This is a genomic window from Aeromonas sp. 19NY04SH05-1, assembly GCF_040581895.1.
Classification (GTDB): Bacteria; Pseudomonadota; Gammaproteobacteria; order Enterobacterales; family Aeromonadaceae; genus Aeromonas; species Aeromonas enteropelogenes.
Window position 1 is genome coordinate 1,362,799 of sequence record NZ_CP095328.1, and the last position, 18,308, is coordinate 1,381,106.

General features: G+C 53.6%; 16 protein-coding genes. 9 read left to right on the top strand and 7 right to left on the bottom strand.

The features are described 5' to 3' along the window. Window positions 1–94: 94 nt before the first annotated feature. Window positions 95–1,075: an IS5-like element IS5 family transposase gene (locus MRK42_RS06485; RefSeq protein WP_279458731.1), complete on the bottom strand. Its 981-nt coding sequence runs from the start codon at window positions 1,073–1,075 to the stop codon at window positions 95–97. A 470-nt stretch (window positions 1,076–1,545) separates the two neighbouring features. Between MRK42_RS06485 and MRK42_RS06490 the strand changes: the two genes are divergently transcribed. Continuing rightward, window positions 1,546–2,670 (top strand): HD domain-containing phosphohydrolase, encoded by a 1,125-nt coding sequence (locus MRK42_RS06490; protein ID WP_061475564.1) that lies wholly within the window; start codon window positions 1,546–1,548, stop codon window positions 2,668–2,670. Window positions 2,671–2,755: 85 nt separating this feature from the next. Here the strand turns inward: MRK42_RS06490 and MRK42_RS06495 are convergent, their stop codons facing one another. From MRK42_RS06495 to MRK42_RS06520, 6 genes are all read right to left on the bottom strand, one after another. Continuing rightward, a complete protein-coding gene (locus tag MRK42_RS06495; RefSeq protein ID WP_338611977.1) occupies window positions 2,756–2,941 on the bottom strand; it encodes a hypothetical protein in 186 nt (61 codons plus the stop codon). Then, window positions 2,923–3,471 (bottom strand): NifB/NifX family molybdenum-iron cluster-binding protein, encoded by a 549-nt coding sequence (locus MRK42_RS06500; protein ID WP_224211323.1) that lies wholly within the window; start codon window positions 3,469–3,471, stop codon window positions 2,923–2,925. Before MRK42_RS06500 ends, MRK42_RS06495 begins: the two co-directional genes overlap by 19 nt. Beyond that, a complete protein-coding gene (locus tag MRK42_RS06505) occupies window positions 3,461–3,781 on the bottom strand; it encodes a DUF134 domain-containing protein (protein WP_061475563.1) in 321 nt (106 codons plus the stop codon). Before MRK42_RS06505 ends, MRK42_RS06500 begins: the two co-directional genes overlap by 11 nt. Window positions 3,782–3,967: 186 nt before the next feature. Further along, window positions 3,968–5,149 carry a dicarboxylate/amino acid:cation symporter gene (locus tag MRK42_RS06510; protein ID WP_042024873.1) on the bottom strand — a complete coding sequence of 394 codons (1,182 nt, stop codon included), beginning with the start codon at window positions 5,147–5,149 and terminating at the stop codon, window positions 3,968–3,970. A gap of 192 nt (window positions 5,150–5,341) precedes the next feature. Further along, window positions 5,342–5,821: a methyltransferase domain-containing protein gene (locus MRK42_RS06515; protein ID WP_268855168.1), complete on the bottom strand. Its 480-nt coding sequence runs from the start codon at window positions 5,819–5,821 to the stop codon at window positions 5,342–5,344. Window positions 5,822–5,954: 133 nt separating this feature from the next. After that, window positions 5,955–6,596, bottom strand: coding sequence for a TetR family transcriptional regulator (locus tag MRK42_RS06520; RefSeq protein WP_042024876.1), 642 nt, complete (start codon window positions 6,594–6,596; stop codon window positions 5,955–5,957). 140 nt (window positions 6,597–6,736) lie between these two features. Here MRK42_RS06520 and MRK42_RS06525 point away from each other — a divergent pair, with 140 nt between their 5' ends. The 8 genes from MRK42_RS06525 to MRK42_RS06560 all read left to right on the top strand — a co-directional run bounded on the left by MRK42_RS06525 (window position 6,737) and on the right by MRK42_RS06560 (window position 18,299). Further along, complete coding sequence (locus tag MRK42_RS06525; protein WP_042024877.1) at window positions 6,737–7,918, top strand: efflux RND transporter periplasmic adaptor subunit; 1,182 nt, start codon at window positions 6,737–6,739, stop codon at window positions 7,916–7,918. Between the two features lie 17 nt (window positions 7,919–7,935). Then, window positions 7,936–11,085, top strand: a complete 3,150-nt coding sequence (locus MRK42_RS06530; protein ID WP_354688929.1) for an efflux RND transporter permease subunit — start codon at window positions 7,936–7,938, stop codon at window positions 11,083–11,085. 611 nt (window positions 11,086–11,696) lie between these two features. Next, a complete protein-coding gene (gene rfbB, locus MRK42_RS06535) occupies window positions 11,697–12,806 on the top strand; it encodes a dTDP-glucose 4,6-dehydratase (protein ID WP_354688930.1) in 1,110 nt (369 codons plus the stop codon). Next, window positions 12,806–13,693, top strand: a complete 888-nt coding sequence (rfbD, locus tag MRK42_RS06540) for a dTDP-4-dehydrorhamnose reductase (RefSeq protein ID WP_354688931.1) — start codon at window positions 12,806–12,808, stop codon at window positions 13,691–13,693. Before rfbB ends, rfbD begins: the two co-directional genes overlap by 1 nt. A gap of 112 nt (window positions 13,694–13,805) precedes the next feature. Then, window positions 13,806–14,684, top strand: a complete 879-nt coding sequence (rfbA, locus tag MRK42_RS06545) for a glucose-1-phosphate thymidylyltransferase RfbA (RefSeq protein WP_180911081.1) — start codon at window positions 13,806–13,808, stop codon at window positions 14,682–14,684. Window positions 14,685–14,746: 62 nt separating this feature from the next. Further along, entirely contained in the window at window positions 14,747–15,295 is a 549-nt protein-coding gene (gene rfbC, locus MRK42_RS06550) for a dTDP-4-dehydrorhamnose 3,5-epimerase (RefSeq protein WP_201888412.1), read from the top strand. A 105-nt stretch (window positions 15,296–15,400) separates the two neighbouring features. Beyond that, the gene (locus MRK42_RS06555; protein WP_354688932.1) at window positions 15,401–16,918 is read left to right on the top strand and encodes a lipopolysaccharide biosynthesis protein; all 1,518 of its coding nucleotides are present in this window, start codon (window positions 15,401–15,403) and stop codon (window positions 16,916–16,918) included. Between the two features lie 16 nt (window positions 16,919–16,934). Continuing rightward, window positions 16,935–18,299 (top strand): Coenzyme F420 hydrogenase/dehydrogenase, beta subunit C-terminal domain, encoded by a 1,365-nt coding sequence (locus MRK42_RS06560; RefSeq protein ID WP_354688933.1) that lies wholly within the window; start codon window positions 16,935–16,937, stop codon window positions 18,297–18,299. Window positions 18,300–18,308 lie beyond the last annotated feature (9 nt).

Below are 18,308 nucleotides of genomic sequence, written 5' to 3' on the forward strand. Positions count from 1 at the left end.
TTTCGCGGATCCGGGCCGATTGTTCTCCCGTAAACACCTCGAATTAGCCTATTTAGGCCGTTTTTTTCGCCATTCCTGGCGTTATTTCCGGTTTTTAGTGAGATCTCTCCCACTGACGTATCATCTGGTCCACCCGAAACAGGTTGGCCAGGGTGAATAACATCGCCAGTTGGTTATCGTTTTTCTGTAGCCCCTTGTATCTGGCTTTCACGAAGCCGAACTGCCGCTTGATGATGCGAAACGGGTGCTCCACTTTGGCCCGGATGCGGGCTTTCATGTATTCGATGTTGATGGCCGTTTTGTTCTTGCGTGGATGCTGTTTCAAGGTTCTTACCTTGCCGGGGCGCTCGGCGATCAGCCAGTCCACATCCACCTCGGCCAGCTCCTCGCGCTGTGGCGCCCCTTGGTAGCCGGCATCGGCTGAGACAAATTGCTCCTCTCCATGCAGCAGATTACCCAGCTGATTGAGGTCATGCTCGTTGGCCGCGGTGGTGACTAGGCTGTGGGTCAGGCCACTCTTGGCATCGACACCAATGTGGGCCTTCATGCCAAAGTGCCACTGATTGCCTTTCTTGGTCTGATGCATCTCCGGATCGCGTTGCTGCTCTTTGTTCTTGGTCGAGCTGGGTGCCTCAATGATGGTGGCATCGACCAAGGTGCCTTGAGTCATCATGACGCCTGCTTCGGCCAGCCAGCGATTGATGGTCTTGAACAATTGGCGGGCCAGTTGATGCTGCTCCAGCAGGTGGCGGAAATTCATGATGGTGGTGCGGTCCGGCAAGGCGCTATCCAGGGATAACCGGGCAAACAGACGCATGGAGGCGATTTCGTACAGAGCATCTTCCATCGCGCCATCGCTCAGGTTGTACCAATGCTGCATGCAGTGAATGCGTAGCATGGTTTCCAGCGGATAAGGTCGCCGGCCATTACCAGCCTTGGGGTAAAACGGCTCGATGACTTCCACCATGTTTTGCCATGGCAGAATCTGCTCCATGCGGGACAAGAAAATCTCTTTTCTGGTCTGACGGCGCTTACTGCTGAATTCACTGTCGGCGAAGGTGAGTTGATGACTCATGATGGCCCTCGGAAATGCGGCTCCGGATGAACATTATGATCTCATATCACAGACTTGTTCGCACCTTCCCTAACCCAGCCTCAGCTTGTTTTGGATTATAACCGGCGCTAAGTGATGGGATACCGCTAGCACAAGCCTGACTGTATTAGATGTGGATTGGTCTTGCGATCTTAGGTCAACCCAAGGAGACGAATCCTACTTTGGGGGCCTGTTTTGTGTTGGACATCGCTCAATCACTCTTAGGTGGCTTTACTTCAAGGGCGCGGATTTTACCTAAATGGCTAACCAAAAACTATACAGCCGACACACTGGAGCGGAACTATCTCTGTCGTCCGGGGTAATAACGGCACGGTGCGCGTTCCCCGTGACGACCCGGTGGCACAGATATCTTGTTGAGTCATATATTATTTGAGCCGGGATAGTAGAGTAGATTCACTATACTTCCAGCAGATAAAGGGATGGGGGAAGGGATGGATAACTCATTTGGTGATCGCATGCAGAGTATGCACGCCACCCTGCGCCAGCGTTTTGACAAGCTGAGCCGGGTGGCCATTGCGATTTACGATCAGCATACGGATCAGCTCAAGACATTCAGCCACAGCACCGACGGCCCCTCTCCCCTGATGCAGTACGAGATCAAGTTGAGCGACGTGCCTTCCCTGAATTATCTGGCCACTCATCAGCAATCGCGCGTGCTCGATACCCTGGCATCCTTAAAAGGCTCCCCCGCGGAGCACAGCCGCAAGCTGCTGGAGGCGGGGTTTGCCTCCAGCTATACCGAGCCGCTGCTGTTCAATGACAGGCTGTTTGGCTTTCTGTTCTGCGATGCCAGGGAGCCGGATTATTTCAGTGTTCCCCTGTGCAACGAGCTGGCAGCCTATGCCCAGATGCTGGCGGCCATCATAGCGGTGGAGTTTTTCTCAATTCAGACCCTGAACGGGGCTCTGACCACGGCGCGGGAGTTCAGCCGCTATCGGGATGAGGAGACAGCCAACCACTTGCGGCGGATGTCGGCCTATGCCCGCCTGATCGCCAGGACCCTGGCCCCGAGCCATGATCTTAACGATGAAGAGGTGGAGTTCATTCATCTCTTTTCGGAGCTTCACGACATCGGCAAGATTGCGGTGCCCGATGCCATCTTGCTCAAGCCGGGCAAGCTGACACCGGAGGAGTTTGCTGTCATGCAGACCCACACCCTCAAGGGGGAGGAGATGATAGCGCTGATGATCAAGGAGTTCGGCCTTGACGGCATTCATCACATCGACATGTTGAAGCACATCATCACCCATCATCATGAGCGCTTCGATGGCACGGGCTATCCCTATGGGCTGAGCGGCGAGGCCATCCCGCTGGCCGCACGAATAGTAACGGTGGCCGACGTGTTTGATGCCCTCACCAGCAGACGCCCCTACAAGGAGCCCTGGGATTTCGACACGGCCTTTCATTATTTGGAAGAGTATGCCGGCAGTCAGTTTGACCCGGCTTGTGTTGCGGCGGCGCTACATAACAAAGCGGCCTTTCTTGCCATCCATCAGCAGTATCAGGATCCGGCCTTCACGCTCGGAAAAACGGTAGAGCAGGCCAATCCGGCATGATGAAAGGGGGCACTGTCAGGTGCCCCCTTCTCCTTTCTCTATACAGCCAGTGCCAGTGCCAGTGCCTTGATGGCCCTTGGGGACATCAGGATTTGGGCGGCGGTTCGCTTATCTGATGCAGGTGATCCGCGCAGGCACTCGAGCAGCCGCAGGGGCGTACCTCTTTATCCCCCCGCTTTTGTGCCAGCTTGTACTGACGCCACCAGATGATGGTGCCCATGGCGACGATAAGGACAAATGAGGCGAGCAGGCTCAACAGCCAGATTGACATGATTTCCCCTCCCTGTGGTGGCAGCAGGGGTGATCAACTCCCCGGCCCTTGTTTTGAGTATTGCGGCAATGGCCATGTGCCGCCCCGCTATTTCGCCGGCAGGCGTGTGCCCCCGACTGTTGGCCGGCGGGACGGATCCCGTGGATGGATGGTGCACCTTGATGGTGTCGTGACGGACGGCCCTGACTTGCCTCTGTCAGCGGTATCAAGTTGGCGGAGGCCAGCAGTGCAGGCAGGGGCAAACGGCCCGAGCGACACTGCATGACCCGGATGCCGGCAGCCAGCAGGCGGCCCAGCATCTGCTGGCCGATGTTGCGCACCATCACCTGGTCGACGCCATGTTCGGCCAGCGTCGCCAGCAGCGCCTGTTTGCCGCCGCATCCGGCCGTGGCCGCCGGATTGGCCAGAGTGGCCAGTACGGCTCCATCAGGGCCCAGGATTTGCAACTGTTCGGCACGGCTGAAATGGCCGGCCAGCAAGCCCTGGCTCAGCATGATGGCACTGTTGCCGGGGGTTGTTTCATGGTTCATCACGATCTTCTCCACTGATTTCGTGGCCGGGTTCGGCAGGCTGCATCATCAGCGCCTTGCCCAGGCTCAGACATTCCACCACCTTGTAACGACCTTTTTTCAGGATATTGGCCAGGGTCTGGCGGGAGACGCCCATCACCTGCGCGGCCTCCTGCTGCTGCATTCCCTGCAGGTCGACCAGTCGCAGGGCCTCGAATTCATCGGCCGCCAGGGCGACTTGCTCCAGCTGGTGCATGGGGCGGCCATTGGGTTTGAAGCAGCTGTTGGCGGGGCGGCCACAGATCTGGCGGGCAATCTTGGGTCTTGGCATGGTGGCTCCTAATTGGCATATGCCATTTATACGCCTGTAATTAGCATATGCCAATTATTTTGTCGGATTGCGTCATGGATGACGTCGCTGCGAAGAGGGAAGAGAGATGCATGAAGAGGGAGAAACAACACGGGCCCAAACCGAAGTTTGGGCCCGTGGGGGCATGTCGAGATTTTCGCCGCTTGCTTACGCGGCTTCAGATTGGCGAGTCACCCCGGTGGCTTCATTGCCATTGGCGAAACGGTCGGCCCACAGGGCGATGACGCCATCGCCGGTCACGTTGCAGGCGGTACCGAAGCTGTCTTGCGCCAGGTAGAGGGCGATCATCAGGGCGACGGAGGCCTCACTAAAGCCGAGCATGGAGGTGAGCAGGCCCAGAGCCGACATCACGGCCCCCCCTGGTGCGCCCGGTGCGGCGATCATGATCACCCCCAGCATCATGATGAAAGGCAGCATGGTGCCATAGCCCGGGATCGCCAGATGCTCGGAGAGGAACATCACGGCGGTGGCGCAGGTCACCAGGGTGATGGTGGAGCCGCTCAGGTGAATGGTGGCGCACAGAGGCACGGTGAAGTTGGCGATCCCCTCGCTCACCCCGTTGTTCTTGCTTGAGCGCAGGGCGACCGGGATGGTGGCCGCGCTGGACATGGTGCCCAGGGCTGTGAAGTAGGCGGGCAGCATGTTCTTGATGAGGGTGAGCGGTGAGCGGCCAAGGGCCAGACCGGTACCGATGAAGAGTACGGAGAGCCAGATCCAGTGCATCAGGATGGCCATCACCAGCACCACGCCAAAGGTCTTCAGGGTGGCGAACACAGTGCCGACTACGGTCATTTCGGCGAAAACACCGGCGATGTAGATGGGCAGCAGCGGGATGATCACTTTGGCCAGCAGGCGGTCGATGATGTCTCGGCCCTGATCGACTACTTTACGCAGGTCGGTGGCCTGGGTCGCACTGATACCGATGCCGAACACAAAGGCGGCGACTAGAGCGGACATCACCCCGAAAAATGGCGGGATCTCCAGATTGAGGTAGGAGGCGAGCTCGGTAGCGGTTTCTGCCGTAGGCTCGGCGGCGCTGGTCAGCTGCGGGATCAGGTGGCTGGCCACGGTGAAGGCGAACAGACCCGCGAGTATGGTAGAGCCGTAGGAGAGGGCAACCGTCTTGCCCAGCAGCTTGCCGGAGTTTTTCGGCAGGCTGGCGATGCCGCTCATGATGAAGAAAAGGATGATGAGCGGGATGGTGAAGGTGATCAGCTGGCCTATGACTGTCTTGGCCGTGAACAGCACGCGCGCCACCCACTCAGGGGCGTAAAGACCGAGCAAGAGGCCGGCAAGGATGCCAGCAATGAGTTTGAGGACAAGTTTCATAATAAAATCCGCCTGAATATGTATTGTCTGGTTTGTTATTTAATTTCTATATTAATCGTGTTTTTTTAACATTAAATCCGTGCTATGTCTGCCTATTTCGTTAAATCTCCGAGTTAAATATTGTCAATCACCACAAACACCGAGTGGAACCCTTTGGACTCAGTTGCCGGAAATATGTGATGAATTAATTCGTTAGGGAATGGGTTGCGGGATCCGCTGCAGGTAGAGAAGGGTTTGCGGTTGCCCTATAGCAGAGGGGGGCTGACAGTGAGTCGGTACTAATGGCAGGCTTGTTTGCTCGATAACCAGCTGAATCCTGTCTCTTGCTTGGGTCATATCATCTTGTGGCAAACGGATGCACAGCAGAGCCCCCGGTTTGAGCAGGCTTGCCAATCGCTGCAATTGGGTGGTAAGGGTGGAAACATGGTGGCCAAACTGGCCACTGATCCAGATGCCGTCATAGGGCAGCACTGAATGTATCTGCTCGATATGACAGACGCGTACCGCTTGTCCGGTTTGTTGCGAGGCGAGCTTGGCTTGTACCAGTCTGGGCTCGCAGGCGGTCACCACATGGCCCAGTTGGCGAAAATGCGCCAGATCTTCGCCGCTGCCGCAATTGGCGTTGAGCAGGTGAGCCTGTTTGGGCAGGGCGGCGAGAAAGTGGGCGCACACCGTCTGCACTTGGGCAGAGTGTGGCGCCGACAAGGGGCTGACGGGGTGTGACACTGAGGGACCTCCAACAAAGGGGGGCATACTCTAGCAAACTTGGCTGTGACCAGCCAAAGGTTGTGGCGTCAGGGGAAGGTTATGGGCGGGTGCTGGCCGGGCCGTCAACCAGCTGCAACATGGCGAAGATACTGTCGAGCAGGAAGTCCGCTTCCTTTATAAGGTCAATTCTGGCCGGAAAGTGCAGCCAGTTGACTATGTAGCCATCCAGGGTGCAGTGCACCAGGGTGGCGGCCCGCTTCAGATCCAGGGTCGCCGGCAATTGCCCCTTGCGGATGGCATTGGTGAGGGCCGTCTCCAGATCCTGGAAGAAGTTGCCCGACTCGCTGCGGATGTGTTCGCGCAAAGAGAGCGTCTCGCCATCGAGCGATTCCAGATTGAACAGTATGGTGAACATCTGCTGGTGAGCCGGATCCGTGGTGATACGGACAAGGACCCCTTTGAGAAAAGTTCGCAGTTTACCCAGGGGATCGGGCTCCTGCTCGGAGATGCAGGCATCAAGTTGGTGGGAGAGCGGCTCGCACAACTCCTTCCACAGTGAGAAGAAAAGCTCTTCCTTGTTCTTGAAGTGCCAGTAGATGGCACCGCGAGTCAGCCCGGCGGCCTTGGCGATATCGGTCAGGCTGGTTCTGGCCAATCCCTGGGCACAGAAGAGCGCCAGTGCGGTCTTCATGATATGGCAACGGGTCTGCTGCGCCTCTTCTTTGGTTCGTCTGGCCATGGGGTGATGCACCTCGATATAAGCAAAAAGTCACTTACATACATTTATGAATGTATGTATATTGCCTCATCTTCCGATTTTTTTCCAACGGGGCCGTCTGGCCCTGCCTGTTCATTGACTGGCTGAGATTAAGGTGTTTCATGCATAAACATATTCTTGCTCGTTCGGTGGGCCTTGCCTTGCTGGCAACGGGCCTGCTGGCAGGTTGTGGTGACAAGGACGGGATGCCGCAAGGGCAGGGGGGCATGCCTCCGGCTGCGGTCGATGTCGTCACGCTGCAAAGCGGGCCGCTGCAACTGACCACAGAATTGACCGGCCGCAGCGCAGCACTGCGCATCGCCGAAGTTCGCCCCCAGGTGAGCGGTATCCTGCTCAAGCGTCTCTTTACCGAAGGAAGCGACGTGAAGGCGGGCGATCTGCTTTATCAGATCGATCCGGCCATCTACCAGGCGGAAGTCGCCAGCGCCAAGGCCAATCTGGCCAAGGCCGAGGCCAATGAGCGCAGCGCCCGCCTCAAGGCCAAACGTTATCAGGAGCTGCTCAAGGTCAAGTCCATCAGCCGTCAGGATTATGATGACGCCGATGCCAGCTGGAAGCAGGCCCAAGCCGAAATCATGGCGAGCAAGGCAGCCCTGCGCACCGCCGAGATCAATCTGGGCTACACCCGGATCACGGCGCCCATCAGCGGCCGCATCGGCAAGTCCGCAGTGACCGAAGGGGCCCTGGTGACTGCCCAGCAGGCCAGTGCACTCACCACCATTCAGCAGCTCGACCCCATGTATGTGGACGTGCGCCAGTCCACCGCCGATCTGCTGCGCCTCAAGCGGCTGGTGGCCGAGGGCAAGTTGACTCAGGACGAGCAGAAGGGAGCCAGGGTGAACTTCCAGCTGGAGGATGGCTCCAGTTACGGGGAAGCAGGTTCACTGCAATTCTCCGATGTGACCGTGGACGAGAGCACCGGTATGGTGACTCTGAGGGTCATAGTGCCCAATCCTCACCAGTTGCTGTTGCCAGGCATGTTCATGCGCGCCACCTTGCAGGAGGGTGAGCGGGCCCAGGGGCTGCTGGTGCCTCAGACTGCCGTCAGCCGTACACCCAATGGCGGCGCGACCGTGCTGGTGGTAACAGCCGACAACAAGGTCGAGCTGCGCAATGTCCAGCTGAGCCGGGTCGTCGGCAGCAACTGGGTGGTGGAGTCCGGCCTCAAATCAGGTGAGAAGGTGATCGTCGCCGGTCTGCAGAAAGTGCGTCCGGGTGCCGAGGTCAACCCGACTGAGCAGGCGGCCACTGTGTCTGCCGCCCAGACTCCGGCCAACAAGTAGGATGGAGTAGTCACTTCATGGCTCGATTTTTTATAGACAGACCCATTTTTGCCTGGGTGATTGCGCTGGTGATCATGTTGGCGGGCAGCCTGGCCATCATCAAGTTGCCGGTGGCCCAGTACCCGAGCATAGCGCCACCGGCGGTGAGCATTTCCGCCAGCTACCCCGGCGCTTCCGCCAAAACGGTGGAAGATTCGGTGACCCAGATCATCGAACAGAACATGACGGGGCTGGATCACCTGCTCTACATGTCCTCCCAGTCTGACTCCGCTGGCCGGGTGTCGGTGACCCTGACGTTCCAGCCGGGTACCGATCCCGATATTGCCCAGGTGCAGGTGCAAAACAAGCTGCAACAGGCGATGTCACTGTTGCCACAAGAGGTGCAGCAGCAGGGGATCCGGGTCCAGAAGACCTCCAGCAGCTTCCTGATGGTGGCGGCGTTCATCTCCAGCGATGGCAGCATGAACAACGACGATCTGGCGGATTATGTGGTCTCCAACATCAAGGAGCCCCTGAGCCGTCTGGACGGTGTGGGCGAGATCACCCTGTTCGGCAGCCAATACTCCATGCGAGTCTGGCTCGACCCGCACAAGCTCAACCGGGTACAGATGACCCCGGGGGACGTGCAGGCCGCCATCAAGGCGCAAAACGCCCAGGTGGCCTTTGGCCAGCTGGGGGGCACCCCTGCGGTCAAGGATCAGCAGTTCACCGCTACCATCATGGGGCAGACCCGTCTCTCTACCCCAGAGCAGTTCAACAACATTCTGCTGCGGGTGAATCAGGATGGCTCCAAAGTTCGACTCAAGGACGTGGCCCGTGTCGAGTTGGCGGGTGAGAGCTATGATGCCGACGCACTCTACAACGGTCAGCCGACCGCCGCCATCGCCATCAAGCTGGCGACTGGTGCCAACGCGCTGGATACCGCTGAGAAGGTGCAGGCCAAACTGGATGAGCTCTCCGAGTACTTCCCGGCCAATATGGAGATCGTCTATCCCTACGACACCACGCCGTTTGTGAAGATCTCCATCGAGGAGGTGGTGCAGACCCTGATCGAAGCGATCATCCTGGTATTCTGCGTCATGTATCTGTTCCTGCAGAACTTCCGCGCCACCCTGATCCCGACTATCGCCGTGCCCGTGGTACTGCTCGGTACCTTCGGCGTGATGGCAGCCTTCGGTTTCTCCATCAACACCCTGACCATGTTCGGCATGGTGCTGGCCATCGGCCTCTTGGTGGATGACGCCATCGTGGTGGTGGAGAACGTGGAACGCCTGATGAGCGAGGAGGATCTCTCCCCGCTTGAGGCGACCCGCAAGTCGATGGATCAGATCACCGGCGCCCTGGTGGGGATTGCTCTGGTGCTGTCGGCGGTGTTCGTGCCCATGGCCTTCTTCGGCGGGTCGACCGGTGCCATCTATCGCCAGTTCTCGCTCACCATCGTTTCGGCCATGGTGCTCTCGGTGCTGGTGGCCCTGATCCTGACGCCAGCTCTGTGTGCCACCCTGCTCAAACCGCTGAAACATGGCGAGTTTGCGGCCCAGCGCGGCTTCTTCGGCTGGTTCAACCGGGCCTTTGATGCCAGTGCCAGCCGCTATCAGAACGGGGTACGCAAGGTGATCAAGCAGGGGGTACGCTACAGCCTCATCTATGGCGCCATGCTGGTGGTGCTGGGTGTGCTGTTTATGCGGATGCCCACTTCCTTCCTGCCGGAGGAGGATCAGGGGGTCGTCATGTCCATGGTGCAACTGCCGGTCGGTGCGACCAAGCAGCGTACTGAGGTGGTGTTGGCCCAGATGCGCGATTATTTCCTCGAGAACGAGAAGGACAATGTGGAGTCGGTGCTGACGGTAGCGGGCTTCAGCTTCGCCGGTAGCGGTCAGAATGCGGGCATGGCCTTTATCAAGCTCAAGGACTGGAGCGAGCGGGAGAGCCCGGATCGCAGCGCCAATGCCATCATTGGCCGCGCCATGGGGTATCTGTTCAGCATCAAGGAGGCGCAGGTCTTCGCCTTCAACCTGCCGTCGATCCCGGAACTCGGAACGGCCACCGGTTTTGACTTCTATCTTCAGGATCGTGCGGGACTGGGCCACGACAAGCTGATGGCGGCGCGTAACCAACTACTCGGCATGGCGGCGCAGGATCCGAATCTGGTGCGGGTGCGACCGAACGGGATGGAAGATACCCCCCAGCTCGATATCAAGCTCGACTATGAGAAGGCATTGGCGCAGGGGCTCTCCATTTCAGATATCAACAGCGCCCTGTCGACGGCCTGGGGCTCATCTTATGTGAACGACTTCGTGGATCGCGGTCGGATCAAGAAGGTCTACATGCAGGCGGATGCCCCCTTCAGGATGAATCCGGAAGATCTCAAGCTGTGGTATGTGCGCAACAACGCCGGCCAGATGGTGCCTTTCTCCGCTTTTGCCACGACGGAGTGGAGCTTTGGTTCGCCGCGCCTCGAGCGTTACAACGGTGTGCCAGCCATGGAGATCGTCGGTGAAGCCGCGCCCGGCAAGAGTACCGGTGATGCCATGGCGGCTATCGAGCAGATGGTGAAACAGCTGCCAGAAGGGGTGGGTATCGAGTGGACCGGGCTCTCCTTCCAGGAGCGCCAGGCCGGCTCACAGGCTCCCGCGCTCTATGCTATTTCCCTGCTGGTGGTGTTCCTCTGTCTCGCGGCCTTGTACGAGAGCTGGAGCATTCCGTTCTCGGTGATGCTGGTGGTGCCGCTCGGCGTACTGGGCGCCATTCTGGCAGCGACCCTGCGCGGGCTGGAGAATGACGTTTACTTCCAGGTAGGGCTGCTTGCCACCATAGGTTTGTCGGCCAAGAACGCGATCCTGATCGTCGAGTTCGCCAAGGAACTTTATGACAAGGGGATGGGGCTTGGTGAGGCGGTGGTGGAGGCTGCACGTCTGCGTCTGCGCCCCATCTTGATGACATCCCTTGCCTTCATCCTCGGCGTATTGCCGCTAGTGATCAGTACCGGTGCCGGCGCCAGCAGCCGTAACGCCATCGGTACCGGCGTGATGGGGGGGATGATCAGTGCTACCGTCCTGGCCATCTTCTTCGTGCCGCTGTTCTTCGTGCTGGTGATGCGCTACTTCACCAAACATTCTTCAAAAGAGGCGCGTTTGGCTGCGGTGGGTGAGACGAAACATGACTGATGGATGCTAGTTGGTTTGAACTGACAGGTGGCTAATAAATCGCCACTTCTGTCAGATTTAATTGGTCTCTAAACAGGGCAGCCTCAGGGTTGCCCTGTTTTTTGCTCTGATTAAGGTATCAATTGGTTATCAATAGCAGTTGTTTGTGGCATGTGCGTCAAGTTTGTTCAACTGAAAATGTTCTCTATCGAATCTTTATTGAAAACCCTCATAGTGAGTAGTTTTTACTGTTCAGTTTGGTCTGAAACGGGATAGAATCCGGACTCCAATCGGGCTGAGACTGTTGGGGATATCAAATTCCTCATGAGAATCCTCTTGCACATACTCGAGGGGGGGGGGGAGCGTACCGACAGTCAGGACAACAAGAGATGCTGGAGGACACGATGACCAACAGCAGACACAATCTGGTTAAAAGCAGCAAGCTGGGGGCTGTAACTCAGGGGCGGTAGCCATAACTTTTTGTAACAAATGCAATGAAATGAGTTGCTGGCGAGTATCCCCTGCTGTGGATATATCAATCCAAGATTGAGTGTTTATTACGCCGCATGGATAGCTTCGGTTTGATTCAGTCCGCTTTTTTCGTCCAATTCCTCGCAAGAGATACCACATCTATGAAAATTCTCGTCACCGGTGGCGCAGGCTTTATCGGCTCTGCGGTTGTGCGTCATATAATTGGCCACACACAGGATTCAGTTGTTAACCTTGATAAACTCACCTATGCCGGCAATCTGGAATCCTTGGTCAGCGTCTCCGAAAGTGAGCGGTATGCGTTTGAGCAAGTAGATATTTGCAATCGTGGTGAACTGGACAGGGTTTTTTCTGAACATCAACCGGATGCGGTGATGCATCTTGCCGCCGAGAGCCATGTCGATCGTTCCATCACTGGTCCTGCCGATTTTATTGAAACCAATATCGTCGGTACCTATATGCTGCTGGAAGCAGCCCGGACTTACTGGAATGGTCTGGACGACACACGCAAGAGTGCGTTTCGTTTTCACCATATCTCCACTGATGAGGTGTATGGCGATCTGCCTCACCCGGATGAAGTCAGTGGCGATGAGCCGCTGCCACTTTTTACCGAAATGACCCCGTATGCCCCCAGCAGCCCCTATTCTGCCTCCAAGGCCTCCAGTGACCATCTGGTGCGAGCCTGGCGCCGTACCTACGGCCTGCCGACCATTGTCACCAACTGCTCCAACAACTACGGTCCTTACCACTTCCCTGAGAAGCTGATCCCGCTGGTGATCCTCAATGCGCTGGATGGCAAGCCGCTGCCGGTTTATGGCAAGGGCGACCAGATCCGCGATTGGCTCTATGTTGAGGATCATGCGCGTGCACTTTACAAGGTGGTGACCACGGGCTTGGTTGGGGAGACCTACAACATCGGCGGCCACAACGAGAAACAGAACCTGGACGTCGTTCATACCATCTGCGATCTGCTCGACGAGATGGTGCCTCTGTCTGCCTCGGAGGGCCGAGGTGAGGGAAGAAGCTACCGCGATCAAATCACCTATGTGACGGATCGCCCTGGTCATGATCGCCGTTATGCCATCGATGCCAGCAAGATGAGCGCAGAACTGAGTTGGCAGCCAGAGGAGACTTTTGAGTCAGGCATTCGCAAAACCGTGCAGTGGTACCTGGATAACCAGCAGTGGGTCAACAACGTCAAGAGCGGTGCTTATCAATCCTGGATTGAGCAAAACTACGGGGAGCGTGCCTGATGCATATCCTGTTGTTCGGCAAGAATGGCCAGGTAGGCTGGGAGTTGCAGCGCTCACTCGCCCCGTTGGGCCGAGTCACCGCCGTCGACTTCGACTCCACCGATTATTGCGGCGATTTCAGCAATCCGGCAGGGGTGGCCGAAACTGTACGTCTGGTCAAGCCGGATGTGATTGTGAATGCTGCGGCCCATACCGCCGTCGACAAGGCGGAAAGCGAGCGGGAATTCGCCGAGCTGCTCAACGCGACCAGCGTAGCTGCGATAGCCAAAGAAGCCGAGGCGTTGGGAGCCTGGTTGGTCCACTACTCTACCGATTACGTCTTCGATGGCAGTGGCGAGCGCCCCTGGGTGGAAACTGATGCGACCGCCCCGCTCAACGTCTACGGTGAAACCAAGCTGGCAGGGGAACAGGGGGCTGCTCTCTGCGCTCGTCACCTGATCTTCCGCACCAGTTGGGTCTACGCCGCCCGTGGCGCCAACTTTGCCAAGACCATGCTGCGTCTTGGCAAAGAGCGTAGCGAGATGTCGGTTATCAATGACCAGTTCGGTGCTCCCACCGGTTCCGAGTTGCTGGCCGATTGCACCGCCCATGCGATCCGCGTGGCGCAGAGCAAACCCGAGGTTGCCGGGCTGTACCATCTGATTGCCTCTGGTACCACCACCTGGTTTGACTATGCCCAACTGGTGTTTGCCAAAGCCAGAGAGGCCGGAGTTGAACTGGCGGTTACGCAACTCAATGCGGTGCCGACCAGTGCCTTCCCGACCCCGGCCAAACGCCCCCATAACTCCCGCCTTGATACCAGCAAATTCCAGCGCACCTTCGATCTGGTGCTGCCGGAGTGGACGGTCGGTGTGGAGCGGATGTTGACCGAGATCTTGGGCAAGTAAATTACTGGCCAAGGATGTAGTGACTGCCTCCCTGGCTGGCAGGGATAAAACAGAAAGGTGTGGCCGCAAGCCACCCTTTTCTTTTGCAATTTAAAAATAAGAAACAAGCATCATGACCAAACGTAAAGGCATTATTCTGGCCGGTGGTTCAGGTACTCGCCTCTATCCGGTTACCATGGCGGTGAGCAAGCAGCTGCTGCCCATCTATGACAAGCCGATGATCTACTATCCGCTCAGTACCCTGATGCTGGCAGGTATTCGCGATATTTTGATCATTAGCACCCCGCAAGATACCCCCCGTTTTGAGCAACTGCTGGGTGATGGCAGTCAGTGGGGCCTGAATCTTCAATACAAGGTGCAGCCAAGCCCGGACGGGTTGGCACAAGCCTTTATTCTGGGTGAAGAATTTATTGGTTCGGACCCCTGTGCGCTGGTGTTGGGCGACAACATTTTCTACGGCCACGACCTGCAGAAACAGCTGGAAGCCGCCGCAGCCAAAGAGAGCGGCGCTACTGTATTTGCCTACCACGTGCATGACCCTGAGCGTTATGGGGTGGTGGAATTTGATAAAGAGGGCACCGCTATTTCACTGGAAGAGAAGCCACTGGAGCCTAAGAGCAACTATGCGGTCACAGGCCTCTATTTCTACGACAACAGTGTGGTGGAGATTGCCAAGAGTCTGAAGCCATCGCCCCGTGGTGAGCTGGAAATCACCGATGTGAACCGTATCTACCTGGAACAAGGAAATTTATCGGTTGCGATGATGGGCCGTGGTTATGCTTGGCTTGATACCGGTACCCATGAAAGCATGATTGAAGCGAGCAACTTTATTCAGACCATCGAGACGCGCCAGGGGTTGAAGGTGGCCTGCCCAGAAGAGATTGCCTATCGCCAGAAATTTATCAATGCTGACCAAGTTCGTGAACTTGCTGCACCGCTGGCAAAGAATGCGTATGGGCAATATTTGTTCAGAATGGTTGCCAAAGCCTGATGTGATATGGGGGAGGGAATATGCTCCTCCCCATAAAAATTGAATTTCATATGGATAGACAGATGAACATAATCAAGACAGCAATTCCTGATGTACTGATATTTGAGCCAAAAGTATTTGGTGATGAGCGTGGTTTTTTCTTTGAGAGCTTCAACCACAAGTTGTTTGAAGAGGCAGTAGGATATCCGGTTACCTTTGTGCAGGATAATCACTCCAAATCCTCGAAAGGGGTACTGCGTGGCTTACACTACCAGCTACAACCACATGCTCAGGGAAAGCTGGTGCGGTGTGTTGCTGGTGAAGTGTTCGATGTGGCGGTCGATATCCGCAAAAGCTCACCGACTTTCGGGCAATGGGTAGGAGTTCACCTTTCAGGGGAAAACAAGCGGCAGTTGTGGATCCCGGAAGGATTTGCTCATGGGTTTGTAACTCTGAGCGAGAGTGCAGAGTTTCTGTATAAGACAACCAGTTATTATTCACCGCAGAGTGAAGGCTCAATTCGGTGGGATGATCCGCAAGTAGCAATTGAGTGGCCTTTTGAAGGCGAGGTCAGTTTATCTAAGAAAGACCAAGAAGCGGTATATTTTAGTTCAGCACTTATGTTCAATTAATACTCTTGATGTCAATAAGATAAAGCAAGCCATGTGAGTTTATATTATGTGAATACGGGGTGGCGATTGATAAAAACACTCTTGCCAATATAAAAGTTGGAATGAATGACGAACTCAAATAACAATCGGCGTATTTTTAAGAATACACTGTTCCTTTATTTTAGAATGCTGTTAACCCTCGGAGTGACGCTATACACCTCGCGAGTGGTCCTCAACAATTTGGGGATAGAGGATTTTGGCATTTATAACGTAGTCGGTGGGGTTGTAACCATGATGGCGTTTTTAAGTGGTGCAATGTCTTCTGCCTCTCAACGCTTTTTGGCGTTTGAATTGGGGAAAAATAACCTTGAGCAGTTAGCCAAGGTGTTTAAGATGAGCTTGAACATTCATTGGTTGATTATGCTCATTGTTATTTTGGTGGCGCAAACTTTGGGGTTGTGGTTTATCAATACTGAATTGGTGATCCCGCCAGACCGCTTAGCTGCCGCTAATTGGGTTTTTCAGTGCGCCTTATTCTCATTTAGCTGTACTGTGTTGGGAGTACCCTATAACGCAGCGATTATCGCTCATGAGAAGATGAGTGCGTTTGCTTATATTAGCATTGTCGATGTATTGCTTAAATTAATCGTGGTTACCCTATTAGCTGCATACGATGGAGACAAGCTGCAACTATATGCGTTGTTGCTGGCCGCGGTGAGTCTGTTGACCTTGATTTGTTATTATGCCTATGCCCGCTGGCAGTTCACGGTAACTAGATTCAGTTGGTATTGGAATACCAGTTTATTTAAAACCTTGTTTAGTTATACCGGTTGGAATTTATTTGGTAATGTAGCAGCGGTAGCAACTAACCAAGGAATTAACATTTTACTGAATCTATTTTTTGGTGCAACGGTCAATGCAGCGAGAGCAATTGCTTTCCAAGTTAACAGTGCTGTTACCGGTTTTGTAAGTAGCTTACAGATGTCAATTAATCCTCAGATCATCAAGTCATATGCTACTGACAACCATGATTATATGTTGCAACTGGTCTTTTCTGGGGCTAGATATTGTTTCTTTTTATTATATTTCTTGTCTGTTCCATTTTTGTTACAGGTGGAGACAATATTAAACATCTGGCTAGGTGTGTTACCTGATTATTCAGCTATGTTTTGTCGTTTAGTTATAATTGATTCATTAATTATCTCATTATCTGGTACATTAATGACTGCATTTCAAGCGACCGGAAGAATAAAATCATACCAGATGGTCGTCGGAGGGTTAATACTGTGTAACTTACCTTTGTCATACCTCTTCTTAAGCTTGGGGTATAATGCACAAGTGACAATGTGGATCAGCATCATAATATCTCTTGTGGCCTTGTTTGTTCGTGTTTTTTTACTGTCCAGAGTCTTTCCTGGGGTGTTGGCTAAGTTTAAGGGTTTATTTTATAAAGTCATAACAGTTTTCGGGTTCTCCTTGTCTTTAGCAAATATGATTCCAGCCATGTATGAAAATGTCATTATAAACTTTGCCGTTAGCTGTATATTACATTGGCTTGTGATTGTTTTATGTATACTCACAATAGGCATTGATGGCCAAGAACGAAAATTTGTTTTTAATAAGATTAAAAACATTCTAAATTAATTAGGTGGGTGAATGAATGAATAGCAATGCTATGATAAAAGCTGTGGTCGAAAATGATATGTGTATCGGTTGTGGTATGTGTGCGACACAATGTAAGACCGGCGCTATTAGAATGAAGATGAATGACTTCGGTTTTTATAATGCAAATGTTAATGATTTGCAAGAGGTAGATGAAAATGCTATCAAAGTTTGCCCATTCAATCCTAAGCCAGATGACAAAGTTAAAACGGAAAATGAAATTTCCGAATTGTTTTTAACCCAAGCTAATAATCAGCATAATAAAATAGGTCGTTATATTAGTACCTATGCAGGTTATTCAGTCGAGCATCGTATAAACTCGTCCTCTGGTGGTATTGCCACTTACACGTTAACAGAATTAATGCGCCGTGGTGAAGTTCAGCATGTAATTTCCGTCAAAACTGGGCAAGCGACAGAGCATTACCAATATGCTATTATCAGTTCAATTTCTGAGTTATTTGATTCTGCCAAGACAAAATATTATCCAGTTACTCTCGCTGATGCGCTGAAGGACATAGGGAAATTAAATGGTAAGGTTGCTATTGTTGGGGTCGCCTGCTTCATTAAAGCCATTCGTCTTGCGCAATTTTACGATCCTGTTTTTAATGATAAAGTTGGTTTTATCATAGGTATTATTTGTGGGGGAGTTAAAAGTGCTTTCTTTGCGGAATATTTAGCCAGTAAAGCTGGTGTTTCAGTAAAGGACTTTAGTAAGCCTGAATTTAGAATTAAAGACCATCACAGTACCGCTTCAGATTATGCATATGGTTGTTTAGATGGAAATAACAACCAACACACTATTAAAATGCGTGATGTTGGCGATATGTGGGGTACTGGATTATTTAAAGCTAACGCTTGTGATTTCTGTGATGATGTGACAACAGAGCTAGCCGATTTATCTGTTGGTGATGCTTGGTTAGAGCCCTATATACAAGATGGTCGTGGACATAATGTACTCGTAACGCGTTCATTACTAGCGGATGATATCATTAAATCTGGCATGTTCGATGGTGCTTTAGTGATAGAAGTGTTGGCTGAAAGTACATTTTTAGCTTCACAGCAAGGTAGTTATAATCATCGACATGATGGCTTGTCGTATAGAATAAAACATGGTAGAACTGATGAAGGTGCCATACCACCCAAAAGATTTAATAAAAATCTAGCATCCCCATTGTTGATGTTAATTCAATCTTTGCGGATGAACTCTCGCAGAAAGAGTCTAGATATCTGGAAAAAAGAGAGATTGGCATCAGTTTTTGATGCTAGAATGAAAAAACACTTGTTTATTTTAAGGCTTCTCACAAAGTTAAATCATTATCTGCGGGCTATAAGACAAAGAATTAATAGGGTTGTAAATTTTTAATTTTATTTT

Bases quoted from the DNA above. Each gene is read 5' to 3' on its own strand.
- MRK42_RS06485 (WP_279458731.1), bottom strand. From the start codon at position 1,075: ATGAGTCATCAACTCACCTTCGCCGACAGTGAATTCAGCAGTAAGCGC.
- MRK42_RS06490 (WP_061475564.1), top strand. From the start codon at position 1,546: ATGGATAACTCATTTGGTGATCGCATGCAGAGTATGCACGCCACCCTG.
- MRK42_RS06495 (WP_338611977.1), bottom strand. From the start codon at position 2,941: ATGTCAATCTGGCTGTTGAGCCTGCTCGCCTCATTTGTCCTTATCGTC.
- MRK42_RS06500 (WP_224211323.1), bottom strand. From the start codon at position 3,471: ATGAACCATGAAACAACCCCCGGCAACAGTGCCATCATGCTGAGCCAG.
- MRK42_RS06505 (WP_061475563.1), bottom strand. From the start codon at position 3,781: ATGCCAAGACCCAAGATTGCCCGCCAGATCTGTGGCCGCCCCGCCAAC.
- MRK42_RS06510 (WP_042024873.1), bottom strand. From the start codon at position 5,149: ATGAAACTTGTCCTCAAACTCATTGCTGGCATCCTTGCCGGCCTCTTG.
- MRK42_RS06520 (WP_042024876.1), bottom strand. From the start codon at position 6,596: ATGGCCAGACGAACCAAAGAAGAGGCGCAGCAGACCCGTTGCCATATC.
- MRK42_RS06525 (WP_042024877.1), top strand. From the start codon at position 6,737: ATGCATAAACATATTCTTGCTCGTTCGGTGGGCCTTGCCTTGCTGGCA.
- MRK42_RS06530 (WP_354688929.1), top strand. From the start codon at position 7,936: ATGGCTCGATTTTTTATAGACAGACCCATTTTTGCCTGGGTGATTGCG.
- rfbB (WP_354688930.1), top strand. From the start codon at position 11,697: ATGAAAATTCTCGTCACCGGTGGCGCAGGCTTTATCGGCTCTGCGGTT.
- rfbD (WP_354688931.1), top strand. From the start codon at position 12,806: ATGCATATCCTGTTGTTCGGCAAGAATGGCCAGGTAGGCTGGGAGTTG.
- rfbA (WP_180911081.1), top strand. From the start codon at position 13,806: ATGACCAAACGTAAAGGCATTATTCTGGCCGGTGGTTCAGGTACTCGC.
- rfbC (WP_201888412.1), top strand. From the start codon at position 14,747: ATGAACATAATCAAGACAGCAATTCCTGATGTACTGATATTTGAGCCA.
- MRK42_RS06555 (WP_354688932.1), top strand. From the start codon at position 15,401: ATGACGAACTCAAATAACAATCGGCGTATTTTTAAGAATACACTGTTC.
- MRK42_RS06560 (WP_354688933.1), top strand. From the start codon at position 16,935: ATGAATAGCAATGCTATGATAAAAGCTGTGGTCGAAAATGATATGTGT.